This window comes from Streptomyces sp. NPDC014864, from assembly GCF_043081525.1.
Taxonomy (GTDB): Bacteria; Actinomycetota; Actinomycetes; order Streptomycetales; family Streptomycetaceae; genus Streptomyces.
Map to the genome: position 1 here is coordinate 121,444 of NZ_JBIBWT010000009.1, position 17,975 is coordinate 139,418.

General features: G+C 72.2%; 12 protein-coding genes. 4 read left to right on the plus strand and 8 right to left on the minus strand.

The features are described 5' to 3' along the window. Positions 1–204: 204 nt before the first annotated feature. A complete protein-coding gene (locus ACF1A5_RS18520) occupies positions 205–1,032 on the minus strand; it encodes an HNH endonuclease family protein (RefSeq protein WP_392193915.1) in 828 nt (275 codons plus the stop codon). A gap of 166 nt (positions 1,033–1,198) precedes the next feature. Between ACF1A5_RS18520 and ACF1A5_RS18525 the strand changes: the two genes are divergently transcribed. Beyond that, positions 1,199–1,375, plus strand: a complete 177-nt coding sequence (locus ACF1A5_RS18525) for an antitoxin (RefSeq protein WP_392193916.1) — start codon at positions 1,199–1,201, stop codon at positions 1,373–1,375. 181 nt (positions 1,376–1,556) lie between these two features. On the opposite strand, the gene mfd is transcribed toward ACF1A5_RS18525, so the two are convergent. From mfd to ACF1A5_RS18540, 3 genes are all read right to left on the minus strand, one after another. Beyond that, positions 1,557–5,093: a transcription-repair coupling factor gene (mfd, locus tag ACF1A5_RS18530; protein ID WP_392193917.1), complete on the minus strand. Its 3,537-nt coding sequence runs from the start codon at positions 5,091–5,093 to the stop codon at positions 1,557–1,559. Between the two features lie 283 nt (positions 5,094–5,376). After that, positions 5,377–7,956, minus strand: coding sequence for an ABC transporter permease (locus ACF1A5_RS18535; protein WP_392193918.1), 2,580 nt, complete (start codon positions 7,954–7,956; stop codon positions 5,377–5,379). Next, on the minus strand, positions 7,953–8,741 hold the full coding sequence (locus tag ACF1A5_RS18540) for an ABC transporter ATP-binding protein (protein WP_392193919.1): 789 nt from the start codon (positions 8,739–8,741) through the stop codon (positions 7,953–7,955). The genes ACF1A5_RS18535 and ACF1A5_RS18540 overlap by 4 nt, the downstream gene beginning before the upstream one ends. Positions 8,742–9,472: 731 nt before the next feature. Between ACF1A5_RS18540 and ACF1A5_RS18545 the strand changes: the two genes are divergently transcribed. The 3 genes from ACF1A5_RS18545 to ACF1A5_RS18555 are packed head-to-tail and all read left to right on the plus strand — an operon-like array spanning position 9,473 to position 10,314. After that, positions 9,473–9,874, plus strand: a complete 402-nt coding sequence (locus ACF1A5_RS18545; RefSeq protein ID WP_392193920.1) for a Scr1 family TA system antitoxin-like transcriptional regulator — start codon at positions 9,473–9,475, stop codon at positions 9,872–9,874. Next, positions 9,864–10,070 carry a Scr1 family TA system antitoxin-like transcriptional regulator gene (locus tag ACF1A5_RS18550; protein ID WP_392193921.1) on the plus strand — a complete coding sequence of 69 codons (207 nt, stop codon included), beginning with the start codon at positions 9,864–9,866 and terminating at the stop codon, positions 10,068–10,070. The genes ACF1A5_RS18545 and ACF1A5_RS18550 overlap by 11 nt, the downstream gene beginning before the upstream one ends. Continuing rightward, on the plus strand, positions 10,042–10,314 hold the full coding sequence (locus ACF1A5_RS18555) for a DUF397 domain-containing protein (RefSeq protein ID WP_392193922.1): 273 nt from the start codon (positions 10,042–10,044) through the stop codon (positions 10,312–10,314). Before ACF1A5_RS18550 ends, ACF1A5_RS18555 begins: the two co-directional genes overlap by 29 nt. On the opposite strand, the gene ACF1A5_RS18560 is transcribed toward ACF1A5_RS18555, so the two are convergent. From ACF1A5_RS18560 to ACF1A5_RS18575, 4 genes are read right to left on the minus strand one after another with little or no spacing between them, the layout of a single operon-like run. Continuing rightward, on the minus strand, positions 10,311–14,210 hold the full coding sequence (locus ACF1A5_RS18560; protein WP_392193923.1) for an SAV_2336 N-terminal domain-related protein: 3,900 nt from the start codon (positions 14,208–14,210) through the stop codon (positions 10,311–10,313). The genes ACF1A5_RS18555 and ACF1A5_RS18560 overlap by 4 nt on opposite strands. A 16-nt stretch (positions 14,211–14,226) precedes the next feature. Continuing rightward, positions 14,227–15,294: an AAA family ATPase gene (locus ACF1A5_RS18565; RefSeq protein ID WP_392193924.1), complete on the minus strand. Its 1,068-nt coding sequence runs from the start codon at positions 15,292–15,294 to the stop codon at positions 14,227–14,229. An 8-nt stretch (positions 15,295–15,302) separates the two neighbouring features. Continuing rightward, entirely contained in the window at positions 15,303–16,940 is a 1,638-nt protein-coding gene (locus ACF1A5_RS18570) for a hypothetical protein (protein ID WP_392193925.1), read from the minus strand. Next, on the minus strand, positions 16,941–17,879 hold the full coding sequence (locus ACF1A5_RS18575) for a toll/interleukin-1 receptor domain-containing protein (RefSeq protein WP_392193926.1): 939 nt from the start codon (positions 17,877–17,879) through the stop codon (positions 16,941–16,943). Between the last annotated feature and the right edge of the window lie 96 nt (positions 17,880–17,975).

Sequence of the window (17,975 nt, forward strand, 5' to 3'; positions counted from 1 at the left end):
TGGTGAACATCCTGTGGGCACGTCAGGGAACGATCTTGTGCAGACCTTGACCGCCTCTTGCTGAACCTGACCGGTTTGCTGCCCCGCGCCCCTTTGCGACTTGTGAACGCCTTTGCAGTTCCGTTACAGGACCCGTATCACTTGTTCATCCGACGGTGACTCACTTACTGGCAGGCCGTCACATTTGCTGCGTACGAGCGAACTTCAGCCGCCGCACTGCCGCAGCATCATCCGCTTGTCGGCCGCCGTCACCGGAAGGTCGTACTTCACCGACACCTGGGCGAAGCGCACCGAGTAGGCGCAGCGGATCGGCTTGCTCGGCGGCAGCCAGGCCGCCGGCCCGGAGTCGCCCTTCGCGCCGTTGGTCGGCCCGTCCACCGGGATCAGGTTGAGCGGGTCGTTGGCGATGTCCTCCCGCTTGCCCTTCGTCCAGTGCGACGCGCCCATCTGCCAGTCGTACGACAGCGGCATGACGTGGTCGATCTGGACCTTCGCGGCACGGGACTTGGTCCACTCGATGGTCCTGCCCGTGTACGGGTCGTGCAGGGTCATCGAGGCGACCACGCAGTTCGAGCCCGACCGGAAGCGGAGCCGCTCCCCGTCGCGCTTGAGGAGGTCGTTGCGCGAGTCGCACCCGTTGTGCGCGTAGGGGATGCCGCCCGGGGCCGAGTCCATCCAGGCGTAACCGAACTTGTCGCGCTCGTAGCCCGTCTTCGGACCGCGCCCCTTGGTCGCCACCTTCCCGATCAGCGAGCGCGCCCTCGCCAGGTCCGCGGGGGACGTGATCGCCGCCAGGCCGGGCTTCGTGCCGTCGGGGTTCTCCAGCGGGCTCACCGCGCGGCCGTCACCGGCGGTCGGCACGGCGGAGCCGGACGGCCCGCTGTCCACGGGCGGGGCGAGGTCCTTGCAGCCGCCGAGCAGCAGCCCGCCGGCCAGCAGCGCGGCCGACGTCACCAGGACGCTTTGGCGCCCGCCTCCGTGCCCCGCGTGCCCCTTCGCGCGCACGGCGGCCCCGCCCCTCAGACGCGTCACGATGCGCCCCTCCCCTTGCCTCCCGGTCCCGCCCCCGACGCGGGCGGCCGTTCTCCGGCTTCCCACGGTAGCGACGAAGATGTCCATGCCATATGGGGCGCGAAGAGGCACCCGGCGCATACCGGGCGTATCGTCGGTCGAAACGACCTCCGGAAGGAGCTCTTCCATGGGCATCTTCGACAAGTTCAGGCACAAGGCCAAAAGCGTGTCCGACACGGCCGAGCGGAAGGTCAACGAGAGGACGGGCAACAAGTACGAGTCCCAGGTCGACCAGGCCCAGCAGCAGGCGGAACGCCGCACCGGCATGGAGCGGGAACGCCGTCCCGACGAACAGCAGCCCTAAGGCCCTCTCTTTCGCATCTTGCCGGGGTCGCGCACCTCGGAAGGCACCGTCGCCCGGAGTCGGCCTGATCCGGAAGAAAGGCCCCAGCGGCGAAGGCGGGACGCGCCGTCGGCCCTGGGGGGGGCGGCGTCCCGACGGCGTGTCACGAACGGCGTGGCACGAACAGCGTGTCGCGAACCTGCTACGACCCCAGGACCGACGCGAGGAACTCCCCGACCCAGCCGAGCAGTTCGCGTCCGACCAGCGGCTTGCCACCGACCTTCGCGGTCTTCGGGCGGGGTACCAGGACCTGGTGGACGGTCGGCTTGATCACCGATCCCGGGTACAGGCGCTTGAGCCGCAGCTCCTGCGACTCGCGCAACTCCACCGGGGCGAAGCGGATGTTGGCGCCCTGAAGGACGATCTCGCCGACACCGCACGACCGGGCCAGCATCCGCAGGCCCGCCACCAGCAGCAGGTTCTCCACCGGCTCCGGCAACTTGCCGTAGCGGTCGGTGAGTTCCTCGCGGACCGCCTTCACGTCCTCCTCGGAGTTGGCGGAGGCGATGGCCCGGTAGGCCTGCAGTCGCAGCCGCTCACCGGGGGCGTAGTCGTGCGGAACGTGCGCGTCGACCGGCAGCTCGATCTTGACCTCGAGGGGGGCCTCCTCCTCGATCTCGCCGGTCTCCAGCTGCCGCCGGTAGTCGGCGACCGCCTCACCGACCATACGGACGTACAGGTCGAAGCCGACGCCCGCGATGTGGCCGGACTGCTCACCGCCGAGCAGGTTGCCCGCGCCGCGGATCTCCAGGTCCTTCATCGCCACGTACATGCCCGCGCCCATCTCGGTGTGCTGGGCGATGGTCGCCAGCCGCTCGTGGGCGGTCTCCGTCAGCGGCTTCTCCGGCGGGTAGAGGAAGTAGGCGTAGCCACGCTCGCGGCCCCGGCCCACCCGGCCGCGCAGCTGGTGCAGCTGGGACAGGCCGAAGTTGTCGCCGCGCTCCACGATCAGGGTGTTGGCGTTGGAGATGTCGATGCCGGACTCGACGATCGTCGTCGAGACCAGCACGTCGAACTTCTTCTCCCAGAAGTCGACGACGACCTGCTCCAGCGCCTGCTCCGACATCTGGCCGTGGGCGGTGGCGATGCGCGCCTCGGGCACGATCTCCCGCAGCCGCGCCGCAGCCCGGTCGATCGACTCCACCCGGTTGTGGATGTAGAAGACCTGGCCCTCGCGCAGCAGCTCACGGCGGATCGCGGCGCCGATCTGCTTCTCCTCGTACGGGCCGACGAAGGTGAGCACCGGGTGGCGCTCCTCCGGCGGGGTGGTGATCGTGGACATCTCGCGGATGCCGGTGACCGCCATCTCCAGGGTGCGCGGGATCGGGGTGGCCGACATGGTCAGCACGTCGACGTTGGCGCGCAGCTTCTTCAGCTGCTCCTTGTGCTCGACGCCGAAGCGCTGCTCCTCGTCGACGATGACCAGGCCCAGGTCCTTGAACCTGGTCTCGGAGGAGAACAGCCGGTGGGTGCCGATGACGACGTCCACGGAGCCGTCCTTCAGCCCTTCCAGGACCGCCTTCGCCTCGGTGTCGGTCTGGAAGCGGGACAGTGCGCGCACGCTCACCGGGAACTGGGCGTACCGCTCGCCGAACGTGCCGAAGTGCTGCTGCACCAGCAGTGTCGTCGGCACCAGCACCGCGACCTGCTTGCCGTCCTGGACGGCCTTGAAGGCGGCGCGGACCGCGATCTCCGTCTTGCCGTAGCCGACGTCGCCGCAGATCAGGCGGTCCATCGGGACCGTCTTCTCCATGTCCTCCTTGACCTCGGCGATCGTGGTGAGCTGGTCGGGCGTCTCCGCGTAGGGGAAGGCGTCCTCCAGCTCGCGCTGCCAGGGCGTGTCCCCGCCGAAGGCGTGCCCGGGGGCGGCCATCCGCGCGGAGTACAGCCGGATCAGGTCCGCGGCGATCTCCTTGACCGCCTTCTTCGCGCGGGCCTTCGTCTTCGTCCAGTCGGCGCCGCCCAGGCGGTGCAGGGTGGGGGCCTCGCCGCCGACGTACTTGGTGATCTGCTCGAGCTGGTCGGTGGGGATGTACAGGCGGTCGCCGGGCTGGCCGCGCTTGGCGGGGGCGTACTCCACCACCAGGTACTCGCGGGTGGCGCCCTGCACGGTGCGCTGCACCATCTCGATGTAGCGGCCGACGCCGTGCTGCTCGTGGACGATGTAGTCGCCCGCCTCCAGGCTGAGCGGGTCGATGGTCTTGCGGCGGCGGGCCGGCATCCGGGCGCCGTCCCGGCCGGACGCCTTCTGGCCGGAGAGGTCGGTCTCGGTGAGCACGGCCAGCTTCAGCGCCGGGTCGACGAAGCCGTGGTCGATGCAGCCGCAGGCCACGTGCACCAGGGACGGCGAGATCTCGCCGAGGTCGGCGTCCAGCCGGGCCGCGACGCCCTCGGCGCCGAGCACCTCGACCGTGCGCGAGGCCGGGCCGTGGCCCTCGGTGACGAAGACGGTGCGCCAGCCGTCGGCGAGCCAGCCCTTGGTGTCGGCGAGCGCCCTCGCGGTGTCGCCGCGGTACGTCTCGGGGGCGCGCATCCCCAGCTTGAGCGTGTCGCCGTCCCCGGCGGACTCGTCGGCGGCGAACGGCGACACCGACCACCACATCATGTCCAGCTCGCGGGCCCGGTCGCGGACGTCGGCGATGGACCACAGGGAGGCCGCGCCGACGTCGATGGGCGCCTCGCCCCCGCCCGCGGTGGCCGCCCAGGACGCCTGCAGGAACTCCTGCGAGGTCGCCACCAGGTCGGAGGCGCGGGTGCGCACCCGCTCGGGGTCGCAGACGACGGCCATGGCGCCCTTGGGCAGGACGTCGATCAGCAGCTCCATGTCGTCGACGAGGACCGGCGCCAGGGACTCCATGCCCTCGACGGCGATGCCCTCGGCGATCTTGCCGAGCAGTTCGCCGAGCTCGGGGTGGCGCTCGGCCAGGGCCGCGGCGCGGCTGCGGACGTCCTCGGTGAGCAGCAGCTCCCGGCAGGGCGGCGCCCACAGGCCGTGCTCGGCGACCTCGAGGGAGCGCTGGTCGGCGACCTTGAAGTAGCGGATCTCCTCGACGTCGTCACCCCAGAACTCGATGCGCAGGGGGTGTTCCTCGGTGGGCGGGAAGACGTCGAGGATGCCGCCGCGCACGGCGAACTCGCCGCGCTTCTCCACCAGCTCCACCCGCGCGTACGCGGCCGCGGCGAGGGCTTCCACGACCTCGTTCAGGTCGGCGGACTGCCCGGATCTCAGGGACACCGGCTCCAGGTCGCCGAGGCCCTTGACCTGCGGCTGGAGCACCGAGCGCACGGGCGCCACGACTACGGAGACCGGGCCGGTCTCGGGGTCGTCGGGGCGGGGGTGGGCCAGGCGCCGCAGGACGGCGAGGCGGCGGCCGACGGTGTCGCTGCGGGGGCTGAGGCGCTCGTGCGGGAGCGTCTCCCAGGAGGGGTACTCCACCACGCCCTCGGGGGGCAGCAGCGAGCGCAGCGCCGCGGCCAGGTCCTCGGCCTCTCGGCCGGTCGCCGTCACCGCGAGGACGGGGCGGCCGGTCTCGCGGGCCAGCGCGGCGACCGCGAAGGGGCGGGCCGCCGAGGGCCCGACCAGGTCGACGTGCATGCGGTTGCCGTCCGCGGCCGCGGTGATCGCTTCCGCTAGGGCGGGGTCCTTGACGACGGCGTCGAGCAGACCGTGCAGGCTCATGGAGGGCTTTCCGTCCGGGGTGGGCGAGGGGTGGGCAGGGCTGATGGACAACACGAAGAGCCCGACACGCGCCGCGGGCCGGGGGTCCCTCCAGCGTACGACGCCGCACCGACGACCGCCGGGCCTGTGGACGACGCCCGGCCAACCCCGCACCCCACGGGTGCCGGGGCGGGCGGCGCACAAAGGCCCGGTGCCGGGAAGTCGGGGACCTCCCGGCACCGGGCCCGCCCGCCCCCGCAACCCCCGTGTGCGGTGGTACTCGGCGTGCGGTGCGGCCGTGCGGCTACTCGGTCGCGATCGCGTTCAGGACGTTCATCCGGCCCGCCCGGAAGGCCGGGATCAGAGCGGCGAGCAGGCCCACGAGGGCCGAGCCGGCGAACACCCCGGTGATCGTCGGCCAGGGGATGTCCAGCACCTTCAGGCCCTCCAGCGCGAGCAGCTTCTGCGCGGTCGCCCCCCAGCCCATGCCCAGCCCGAGGCCCAGCAGCGCGCCGAACAGGGCGATCACCACCGACTCCAGGCGGATCATCCGCCGCAGCTGCCGGCGCGACAGGCCGATCGCCCGCAGCAGGCCGATCTCCCGGGTCCGCTCGACCACCGACAGGGCCAGGGTGTTCACCACGCCGAGGACCGCGACGACGATCGCCAGGGCGAGCAGGCCGTAGACCATGTTCAGGAGCTGGCCGACCTGGTCCTTCAGCTCCTGCTTGTAGTCGGTCTGGTCCCGCACCTGGTACTGCGGGTACGGCTTCATCGCGCTCTTCAGCGCCGCGTACGCCTGCTTCTCCCGGCCGTCCCGGGCCTTGGCGAACATGATCTGGTTCGGCGGGATCCTGTCCTTGGGGACGTACTTCTGCATGGTCGCGATGCTCAGGTAGCGCGCGCCCTTGTCGATGGCGGCGTCGTCGCTGGTGACGGCCGCGACCTTCAGCTTGGCCGTGCGGCCGCCCTTGAAGGCGACGGTGAGGGTGTCGCCGACGTGCACGCCGTGCTTCTTGGCGTAGTCGGAGCCGACCGACATGGCGTCGTCGCCGTAGGCGGCCGCCAGGGAGCCGGCGGTGGTGGTGCGGAGCAGGTCCTCGGCGTACGACGGGTCCGCGGCCGTCACCCCGTGGTCGTCGACCCGGCCGTCGGGCGAGGTCAGCGTGGCGTCGATGGTCTTGTAGCGGGTGACGTGGGCGAGGCCGGGCGTGTCTTGCATGGCCTTCTCCGCCTGCGGCACGATCCGCTGCTGCTGCCCCCGGACGATGAAGTCCGCGCCGACCGACCGGTCCAGCTCGTCCGTGGCCGAGGCGACCATCGAGGAGCCGACCACCGACAGGCACGCGACCAGCGCGAGGCCGATCATCAGCGCGGCCCCGGTGGCGCCGGTGCGGCGCGGGTTGCGCAGGGCGTTGCGCTCGGCCATGCGGCCGACCGGCCCGAACACCCGCAGCAGCACCGCGCTGATCACCCGCACCAGCCCGCCGGCCAGCAGCGGCCCGACGACGACGAAGCCGATCAGGGTCAGCACCACGCCGAGCCCCAGGACGAGCGAGCCCTCGCTCGCCTTCTTCGCCCCGGCAGCCGCGAACAGGGCCGCGACACCGGCGCCGGTGAGGACCAGGCCGATCACGCCCCGCACCAGGCCCGCCCGGCCGTCGGCCGGAGTGCCCGCGTCGCGCAGCGCGGCCATCGGGGAGACCTTGCCGGCCCGGCGCGCCGGAAGGTAGGCGGCGAGCACGGTGACCACCACACCGAGCAGCAGTCCCGCCACCGGCGTGGTCGCCTTGACCGTCAGGTCCCGCGTGGACAGCTCCATGCCCATCGCCGACATGAGCTTCATCAGGCCGACCGCGATGCCGACGCCCGCGCCGACGCCCAGGATCGAGCCGATGACACCGAGCAGCAGCGCCTCCACCAGCACCGAGCGGTTGACCTGCCGGCGCGAGGAGCCGATCGCCCGCATCAGGCCGATCTCCCGGGTGCGCTGGGCGACCAGCATCGAGAAGGTGTTGATGATCAGGAAGATGCCGACCAGGAACGCGATCCCGGCGAAGCCGAGCATGGCGTACTTGATGACGTTCATGAACGCGCCGACGCTCTCGCGGTTCTCGTCCGCGTTCTCCTTGGCGGTCTGGATCTTGTACGGTCCGGAGCCGGTCCCGGCCAGGGTGCGCGCGACGTTCCGCTTCAGCGTCCCGTCGGGGACGCCGGATGCGGCGGTGATGTTGAGGTGGGTGAACCGGCCGGTGGCGCCGAGCAGTTCGCGCTGGGCGGTGGCGGTGTCGAAGTAGACGATGGCGGCGCCGGGGTTGGTCACCTTGAAGGTGGCGATGCCGACGATCCGCGCCTTGAAGTCGCCGGTCTGCGCGATGGTGCGCAGCTCGTCGCCGAGCTTGAGGTGGTGCTTGTCGGCGGTGTCGGCGTCGACCATCGTCTCGGTCGGCCCGCGCGGGGCGTGCCCGGAGGTGATCTCCATCGAGCGCAGCTCGTTGCCGTTCCAGTTGCCGGCGATCGTCGGGGCGCCGGTCGAGGAGCCCATGTTCTCGTTGTCGGCGTTCACGACGGTCACGTTCGCCGACACCACGCCGCCCTCGACCGACTTCACGCCCTCGGCCTCGCGCGCCTTCGGCACCAGCGAGGCCGGGAGCGACTCGGGCACGCCGCTCTGCGGGGTCTGGTCGTTCCTCGCGCCCTTCGGCGAGACGGTCACGTCGGCCGCGGTCACCGCGAACAGCTTGTCGAACGTCGTATTCATGGTGTCGGTGAACACCAGCGTGCCGCACACGAACGCCACCGACAGCAGCACCGCGACCGCGGACAGCGCCATGCGCCCCTTGTGCGCGAAGAAGTTGCGCAGGGAGGTCTTCAGGACGGTCATGACGTCCGCCCGCGGGCGTCGAAGTCCTTCATGCGGTCCAGCACCTGGTCGGCCGTCGGCTGGTGCATCTCGTCGACGATCCGGCCGTCGGCGAGATACAGCACGCGGTCGGCGTAGGAGGCGGCCACCGGGTCATGGGTGACCATCACGATGGTCTGCCCGAGCTCGTCCACCGACCGGCGCAGGAAGCCCAGCACCTCGGCGCCGGCCCGCGAGTCGAGGTTCCCGGTCGGCTCGTCACCGAAGATGATCTCGGGGCGGGCGGCGAGCGCCCGGGCCACGGCGACCCGCTGCTGCTGGCCGCCGGAGAGCTGGCTGGGCCGGTGCCCGAGCCGCTCGGCGAGCCCCACGGTCTCCACCACCCGCTCCAGCCACGCCTTGTCCGGCTTCCGCCCGGCGATGTCCATGGGCAGGGTGATGTTCTCGATCGCGTTCAGCGTCGGCAGCAGGTTGAACGCCTGGAAGATGAACCCGATCCGGTCCCGGCGTAGCCGCGTGAGCTTCTTGTCCTTCAGGCCCGTTATCTCGGTCTCGTCCAGGTAGATCTGCCCGCTCGTCACGGTGTCGAGCCCGGCGAGGCAGTGCATCAGGGTGGACTTGCCGGACCCCGAGGGGCCCATGATCGCGGTGAACCGGCCGCGGGCGATGTCCACGTCGACGTGGTCGAGGGCGACGACACGGGTCTCCCCGGTCCCGTACGCCTTCACGACCTGCCGCGCCCGCGCGGCGACGGCCGTAGGCCCTCCAGTACCCCCGTGCCTGGGAATGGTCACAGCCGAAGTCACGGTATGTCTCCTATGTCGGTCGACGGTTGAGTCGCACGAGCCCACGAGCCCACGAGCCCTACGAAGTGGTACGCCGGTGAGTCTGGCCGGGGTGCCTTCCTGGCGCGCTGGTGCTCAGCACCCTCTTCCCCGGGGGAAAACCCCACCGTCGCCGGTGCGGTGCGCCGCCCCCCAGCGGCGTAAAGCCAGGTTAAGGAGGAGGCCCCGGTCTTCTCCTCCTCCGCCGGTACGAACCCTCCCCGACCTCAGGTACAGAGGTACCCCTAGGGGCCGTCCACCGACGGGTGGAGGCCCTCTCAGGGTCGCCTCCACCCTCCGGCCCACGCAGCCTCCACCCTCCCGCCGCGTCAGGGGCAAGCGGGAAGCCGCCGGACGGGCCCCACCCCCCTCACCGCCCGGCGGGTCCCCCCTCACCGTCCGGCGGTCAACTCCGCCCGCGGCCCTCGCACCGGGGGCACTCACAGGGCGGGAATCGCCCCGCCGACTCCAGCGGCGCGCTCTCGCGCGACGGGCGGTAGACCGTGGTCGGCCCCCAGGTCCGCCCGCCGTCCCGCGAGACACGCAGCGTGATGTGGGCCCCGACGAGCCCGTCCTCCTCGTCGTGCACGACGTCGTCCACTGCCTCCGCCTTTCACTTTCCGTGCCGATACGAACACACGGTGACGTGACGGCGGGTAGTCTCGGAAGGTGGCTGAGCGTGACAACGCGGTTGGCACCAGAGGGAGTTCCACGTGGCCATCGAGGACAATCCGCGCTCGCGGGAGCAGTACGGACAGGAGCTGAAGCGGCGCCGGGAGGCGGCAGACCTCACCCAGGAGGAGCTGAGCCAGCGTGCGGTCATGTCCCGCACCCACATCGCCCACATCGAGGCGGGACGGCGCCGACCGGACGTGGAGGACGCGCGGCGCCTGGACCAGGTGCTGGAAGCGGGGGGCTTCTTCGAACGGTTTCTGCCGGCGCTGGACGGGCGGGCGGTGGCGGAGCATTTCGCTGAGGCCGCGGAGCTGGAGCAACAGGCCGTCGTCATCAAGGAGTACGCCAACCCGCTGGTACCCGGGTTCCTCCAGACTCCGGACTACGCCCGCGAAGTCCTCGGTTCCGGCCATCCACCCGGTCAAGATCATGCGCTTTGACGAGCTACCCCCCGTCGCCTACGTGGAGGGGCTGAAGTCCGGCCGTATCTGGGAGGTTCCGGCGATGGTGTGCCAACTCGACGATGTCTACGATCAGGCGCTGGGCGATGCCTTGTCGCACCGTAAGTCCCTGGCAATGCTCAGGTCGGTCGCGGAGGATTATCAGCATGAAGCGCAGCGAGAGCAGCATCCCTGACGCCTCGGTCCTGACCGGGTGGCACAAGTCGAGCTACAGCGACGAGAGCGGCGGCAACTGCCTCGAAGTGACGGCTTGGCGCAAGTCGACGTACAGCGGCGAGAGCGGCGGCAACTGCCTCGAAGTGAACGACGCCTCCCGCCCCGCCCACGTCCCCGTCCGCGACAGCAAGAACCCCACCGGCCCGGCGATCGTCTTCTCGGCGCCGTCCTGGACGGCGTTCGCCACCTGGGTCGCCCGCTAGTCGAAGCCGATCCGGGCCAGCAACTCGACGATCCGGTCCCGCACCTCGCGGCTGTTGGCCCGCTCCGCGACGTACAGCACCGTCTCGCCGGAGGCCAGCCGTGCCAGGTCCGTCTGCTCGACGGCGGTCGTGTAGGCGACGATCGGGGTGCGGTCGAGCAGCCCGTACTCGCGCAGCCAGTGCACGATCCTGTAGCGCTCCTGGTGCACCTGCATCAGGCCCATCAGGACCAGGTTCGGCCGCAACTCGCTCGCCAGGATCATCGCGTTCGCGGCGGTCGCCCGCATCACCCTGATCCCCCGCAGTTCCAGCGCCGTGGCCAGCGCCTGCGCGATCCCCGCCCGCTCCTCGATCAGCAGCACACGCTGTCGGTGCTGCTCGCCGTCGCGCGGCGCAAGCGCCTTCAGCCATACAGCGGGGTCGGCATCATAGGCCGCCTCGCGTGAGGTCTGCCCGAGCCCCGCGGTCACCAGCATCGGCACCCCGGCCGCGACCGCGGCCTGCCGCAGCGACTGCAGCGCGGTGCGCGTGATCGACCCGGTCATCGGGTCGACGAACAGTGCGGCCGGGTGCGCGGCGAGCTGCGCCTCGACCTCCTCTCGCGAGTGCACGACGACGGGCTGGTAGCGGTGCCGTATCAGCGCCTCCCGCATGACCGCTTTCGGTTCCGGCCACACCAGCAGCCGACGGTTGTCCCGATCGCGGGCAGTGATCTGCGACTCATCGTGATCGATGAACATAGGGTGGGCGTCCACCCTCACCGGGCCCTCTGCCGACCACCCGACGACGGAACACAGTCTGCCGTCCGCGTCGATCAGCACCGCGCCCGGAGGAGGGTGCGGCTTGGACGACGCAGGACGCAGGGTGAGCACCGGCGCTCCCGTGCGCGCGTGCAGCTCGTACCACGCGGCGACGACCGGGCTGCTGTCAGGGCGAGCGGGTGGCACGGCAGGGAGTGCGCCTTCCACGAGATCCAGCCGCATCAGGCTTGGACCCGCGCTTCCGACCCGTCCCGTGACGGCGGCGAAGTCCGCGCCATCCTGACGATGGACGCGCACATGGCCGCCCACGAGGGGATCGCGCCGGGCCGCGAGTACTACGTCGGGCCGCACGGCGATCCCGGTGACGAGGAACTCCCCGTCCCTGCTGATCCAGACGAGTGAGCGCAGGAACTTGTCCCCCACGCGGCGCGCGAGCACTTCATGGACATAGTGGCCGACCGGTCGGCGCGCGGCCGTGAGCATCGCCCCGATCTGCAACAGTCGCCGCGGGTTCCCTCCCTCGACATCGACGATGTCCCCCAGTTCGGCGAGGTTGTGCCACAACTCCCCATGCTGAGACTCAAGGGATTTCGCGAGGTAGGAGATCGCCTTGTCTCGGTTCAAATCCGCCAGCTTCAGGCTCCCACTCATCGGGTCCGGCCACCGCGCTCCCTCCGACAGGGTCACCAGCAACGCGCCGTACCCCTGTGGCGGCTGGCTCAGAGCCCAGGTCTCCTTATACGCCGGGCCGCCTGATCGGATGGTCTGCGGGGTGACGCCGTCGTAGATCAGGAGCCAGCCGGGATGGCTTCTCAGATGCGCCCGGAGCTCCGCCAGGCGTCGCAGTGGACCGGCCTCGGGGTCGGCTGGGGGGATGCCGAGATCGTCGGCAAGGGCGTTCAGATCCTCCAGCAGGACATCGAAACTGTGGGCCCGGATCCACCGGACCAAGGTGAAGTCATCGATCACTCGATGTGCGCAGTCAACGGCCAGCGTGGTCTTGCCGACGCCTTGGCCACCCTCGATCACCCACGTCGTCGGGCGTTGAAGCGGGTAGCCTCTGCCCACAGCCCGACGGCTGATCGCGAGCAGCCACCCCACAACGAGACCGACTTCATCACTGCGGATGTGGGTGCGCAGAGCCGGCAGGTCGGGCAGGTTCGTCGGGCAGCCGGCCACGTGGACACTGCCGGCGGCCGAGACACCGATCGAGTCGCCGTCGGCAGTCACCTGACGCCGCCGATCACGCCGCCAAGGCAACCACCGCGACCTCCGTCCCTCGACCACCTCCGGATCCGGTTCCGGCTCCGGCTCCGGATCCGCAGGCGCCCCCCGCGCCCCCGTCCCGCTCCCCCGCACCCCCAGCCGCGCCGCCACCTCCTTGTAGTCCCCGCCGACCCCGCCGATCACCGCCACCGCGACCTCGGCGAACGCCCGGCTCTCCTCAGGAAGTTCGAGGCCGTCCAGGGCGCCGTCGCCCTCCGCCCCCACCGCCGCCACCAGCGCACCGAAGTCGGTCACTCCGCCCAGCGTCGCCGCCACGCGCTCGCTGACGCCGTCGAGGACCCGGCGCAGCACGCGCAGCGACTCCGTGCGGGTGAGGCGGCCGAGCAGCGCGTCCCGGACGCCGGGCCGGAAGTCGTAGAGCACGCGGTCGGGGTCCTCACCGGGTCCCGGCGGGGTGCGGCGGACGAGGAGGCCGGAGAGGAAGATCTCGGCGAGGTGCATGGGCGTGGACGACGGGAGCATGGCGCGCTGGACGAGCCGCATCACCGGCAGGCTCAGCGGGGCGGCGGCCAGCAGGCGCAGCAGGCGGAAGGCCTCCGGTGAGTAGCCCTCCTCGAAGTGCTCGACCCAGGCTGCCGGGGTGGCCGGTTCCTCGGACGCGGTGAGGGGGCGGGGCCGTTCGACGACGGTGAGCGGGGCGGCGTGCAGCGGGACCCAGTCCGTCGTGCGGCCGGAGACCAGCCGTGCCCACGGGGCGAGCCAGGCGTCGTCGGCCTCCATCACCGGCAGCCAGCGGATGCGCTCCCGGTCGGCGGCGCCCGCACGGCCCCGGGCGATGCCGGGCAGCGGGCCCGAGGAGCGGACCTCGATCGTGGCGGAGGCCGCTTCCGTGCCCCGGGCCCGGACGGGGGACGTGCCCAGGGCGGTGCGGTGCCACAGGCGGCTGGGCAGCACCTGGAGCGCGGCGACGGGGCGGCGGCGCGACCAGTCGGCCAGGGTGGCGGGCAGTTCGGTGCCGTACCAGGCGGGCCCGACGGCGTCGGTGAGGACCAGGACGGCGCGGCGGCCCGCGGGATCGGCGAGGGCCTCGCGCCAGCGGCGGGTGGGCGAGGCGGCGCGGGTGCCGGACCTGAACGGTGCCAGCGTCGGCTCGGGGCCGTCGGTGTGCAGGGCCCAGGCGCGGACGTCGGCGAAGGCGCCGTGCCGGGCGAGCAGGGTGCGCAGTTCGCCGGCGAGGCGGTGCCAGACGGTCATGGTGGCGCCGGTGTCGATCAGCAGATCGACGGAGAAACGGCGTTCGATGGCGGGGCGCAGAACGGGCAGCAGCAGGCCGGTCTCCCCGGAGGCCGCCGCCGTGGCCTCGACGTCCAGGACGCGGGCGTGGGCGGAGGGCACCCAACGGCGCAGGGGGCGCAGCGCCCGGGTCAGGGAGAGGGGGTCGGAGAGGGCCGGCGGCTGGGCGACGCGGATGGCGTGGGCGCCGCCCGGACGGGCCGGGGCGGTACCGCCGGTGCCGCCGGGCAGGTGGAGCTGGGCCGTCGGCTCTTCGGGCCGGGGGTGGGGGGCGGGCCGGTCGTCCGGCGGGGACGGGGGCAGCGGGTCGGCGGGCGGGGAGGGGGCCGAGGTGTCGATGCTTGGGCCGAGGTGTGACCAGTCGACCGGATCGAGGCCGCTGAGCCGGGCGATCCACAGCACGTCGAGGGCGTCCCTCGCTTCCGGCGCGCGCTCGGCGGCGAGGAGCCGGGCGAGTTCCGCGCGCAGGACGGCGTCGGGCGCCGCCGCCCGCTCACCGCCCGGCCCGGCCTGCTCGTCGCCGGGTGTGTCCCCGCCGTCCGGCCGGATGCCCTTCCCGGCCCGCGCCCCGGGCCGTCCGCCGCCGGGCGCGGCGCTCGACCTGAACCTCGACACCCCCGTCACGGCACGTTCAGCCCCGGTCCAGCGGCCGCAGCAGGTCGTCGCCGAGCAGGGCCCGCCCGGTCTCGTTGTCCCACAGCCCGCGGTCCGCCATGAGCAGCGCGTTGAGGAGCTGGTCGTTGGCGAGCGCGCCCAACTCGCGCTGCCGGGAAAGGAACTGGTCGATGATCTCGGCCCGCACCTCGGCGGAGCCGTTGCCGCCGGGAGCGGGCGGACCGAGGTGCGCCGCGACCATGCCGGTGAGCCGGTCCCGGTCCGCGGCCCCGATCTCGAGCCGGACGCAGCGGCGCAGGAACGCCATCGGGAACTCCCGCTCCTCGTTGCTGGTCAGCACCACGAAGGGGAACTCCGTGCAGGCCACCGCGCCCCCGCTGACCTCCACCTCCCGCCGGTCGGCGGTCATCACCCGCTGCGGCCTGCGGCCGAGCCGGGCCAGTTCGGGGATGACGAACTCGCCCTCCTCGAAGACGTTCAGCAGGTCGTTGGGGAAGTCCATGTCGGACTTGTCGATCTCGTCGATGAGCAGGACCCGGGGCCGCTGCCAGGGCAGCAGGGCCGTGCCGAGCGGCCCGAGCCACAGGTACTTGCCGATGTCGGGCGGTTCGGGCGTCGCTCCGGTACCGGTCGCCAGGGCGCCCGCGTTGCGCAGCCCGGCGTCGTAGAGGCGGCCCACGGCGTCGTACTCGTAGAGCCCGTCCTTGAGGGTGGAGCGGCTGGTGATCGCCCAGCGCAGCACCGGCCCCAGCCCCAGTTCGTGCGCGACGGCGTAGGCGAGGGTGGACTTGCCGGTGCCGGGCTTGCCGGTCAGCAGCAGCGGGCGGCGCAGGTGCAGGGCGAGGTTGACGAGGTGGATCTCGCGGTCACCGGCCCGGTAGGCGGCTCCCTGTCCGGCTCGCCCGAGGTGGCGCTGGACGGCGTCGTCGCCGGCCGCCGACGGCGGGGGGAGCCGCCGTGGGGGTGCGTCCTCGGCCGCCCCGTGCCGGAAGGCCCGCCACGGGGGTGCCGGGGGCAGCCGGCGGATGCCGTCGTGCGGCCTACCGCTGCCCTCGTAGACCCACCAGTCCTGCTTCTGCGTCATGCTGCTCCTTAACCGGCCCCTTGGGTGCCGGACATTCGGCCGTCCTGTCCGCGGAAGACACATGTGGGGTCGTCCCACAGCAGGGTGATCTGCTTGCCGACGCTGAGCGGGTTGTTCCGTTCGCGCTTGCGCGCCTTGAGGACGCTGTCCGGCAGTTCGGCCAGCAGGGCGGGCGGCCCGTCCGCGCGCAGGGCGTCCACCAGATGGGCGGGGTCGCCGGCGTCGCGGCGCCAGACCATCACGGGGATCCCGTCCTCCAGCAGGGCGTCGAGCACTGCCTCCCGGATGAGGGGGTCGTGATAGTCGTAGGGACTGCCGAGGCCCAGACAGGCCAGGTCGGTGTGTCCCTCCAGCCACCGCTGCACGTCGGCGAGGTCGGTCAGCCGCAGGGGCGCGTAGGCGCTGTCGGGCCAGTCGAAGCCCTCCGGCGGGACCTTCGCGTCCTGCGCCGCCGCGCCCCCGCCGTCGGTGCTCATCCAGCCAATGCGCTTGAGCGCGTCACCGGGCGGCCGGTCGGCGTCGAGCATCCGCCAGCGCCGGCCCCACTCCTGGTGCAGCGAGTCGTCCTTGTAGCGCCGCAGGGACCGTACGACGACCTGGCAGCTGCGGCTGAGCGGCCGGCCGGCCGATCCGCTGGGCCAGGCCTCGGCCGGATAGCCGAGCAGCGAGTCCGGCAGCAGGAACTCCACCCGCTTGTCAGGCCCCCATTCGACGGCCTCGTGCGCGCTCCAGTCGGCCAGGAAGCCGTCCCCGCAGCGCGCCAGTTCCTCCCCGGTGAGCGGGCCGGGCCAGTCCCACGCGCAGTGGAACTCCGGCCGGGCGTTTCCCGTGCCCTCGTAGTGGAGACCGCGCAGCGAGTAGCGGCGCTGGGTGTACGGCAGGTCGCTGGGGGCGTCCTCCTCCTCGACCCGTATCTGGATGATGACCCGGCGACCGGTGCCCGCCTGTCCCCCGGCGCACGCGGACGCCCCGGCGGCCGCCGGGGCGAGTGCCTTGGTCTCCTCGCCCGGGATCCGGGCGAGGAGATGGGCGAGGCGGGGGCTGCGGCCGGGCTCGGCGTCCAGCCGCCGCAGAAAGCCGACCAGCTCCCGGCGCCGGGCGTCGGGGGAGGGCGCCCATGCGTCGTAGAGGTGGAGCAGCACCAGCGGCAGCGTGCGGCCGTCGACCGGGTGTCCCGCGGCGCGGCGCTCGGTCCGGTAGCGGGATGTCGCGGCCCTTCCGAAGTCCCGCGGCAACGAACGGAATTCGCTGATCAGGCCGAGTATGAACCTGGCGGCCAGCGGGCCTTCGGTCGCGGTCAGCGCCGTGACCGCGAGCCGGAACCACGCGGCGTCGATGTCGTCCGGGACGATGTCCTCCAGCGCGTCCCGCAAGGCCTCCAGGGTGGCGTCCTCCTGGGCGGCGGCGCGGACGACAGCGCGCAGATGCTTGCGGGCGTCGGGGTTGTCGGGCACGGAGAACGGCTCGTCGAGGTCCAGGTGTTCGCCCATCAGGTCCAGGAGTTCGTGGCGGGTGTCCTGCTGGTGCAGTTCACGGACACTCAGCAGCATCCCCACGAGCTGCCGGTGCAGCTTCCACGTGTGTCTCTGCCGCCGGTGGCCCCCGCGGGTGGCGGGGCCGCCGAACAGCGGGCGCCGACCGAACACTCACTCCTCCCCGAGGGGAAGCCCGGAGGCGACCAGGAGGTCCCGCACCCGCTTGGTGCCGATGTCGTCCGGCGCGATCTCCTCCAGCGCGAGGTACATCGCCTTCAGCGCCGCGTCGGCCGTCAGGGTCGTCCGCTTGATGCGGCGGTACAGGCCGCGTAGATGGGTCCGGGCGTCCGGGGACTCGGGCACCCCGTCGAAGGGCCGGTCGAGCCCCAGTAACTCACCCATGAGCAGGAGGAGTTCGTGGCGCCTGGCGAGCTGGTGCAGGTCCGGGCAGGCCAGGAGGGCATCGAGCAGGTCCTTCTGCTCCGGCAGGACGAAGGCGGCGGGCGGCGGCTGCGGGGGCGGCACCGGCTGCGCGACCGGCGCCAGGGGGGTGACGGGCCCGGGCGGGGCCCCCTGTGCGTTCTCGTCCCGCGTGGGCAGCCGGGACGCCGACCCCAGCTCGGGAACCGTCTCGTACGGCTGCCCGGTCAGCAGCCGCAGCAGCTTCTCGGCTCCGTCGACACTGAAGTCCCGGACGGGGTAGTGGGTGGTGGTGGAGCCGCCGAGCCACAGCGGCAGGTCGGAGGCGGAGCCGCCGGGCAGGACGACGGGGACGATCCGCTCGAGCGCGGCGGCCGGGTCCGCGTACACCAGGTTCCGCAGCAGCAGGGCCTCCCACTGCACTCCCGCACCCTCGCCGGGAAGGGCGTCGCCCTCCGCGCGCCGCTTGTACGCGGGCGAGGCGACGACGATCACCCTCCGGCTGTCGCGGATGCCGCGCAGCATCCACAGCGCCCAGTCCTGGCGGCGCTCCCCGGCGGGCAGGTCGAGGTCCGCTTCGACCCCCTCGGAACGCAGTAAGCGGTACAGGTCCCGGACCTTGTCGACATGCCCGTCGTCGTCATGCGCGTACGAGATGAACACCCGGCCCGGTGACGGCACCCCACTCATGTGGCCTCCCCCTTGCTCCCCCGCACCACCACGAGTGAATCCATGATGGCCCACCGGCGACGGGGGGTCAGCCGTTTGCCCCCGGAGCACCCTGCC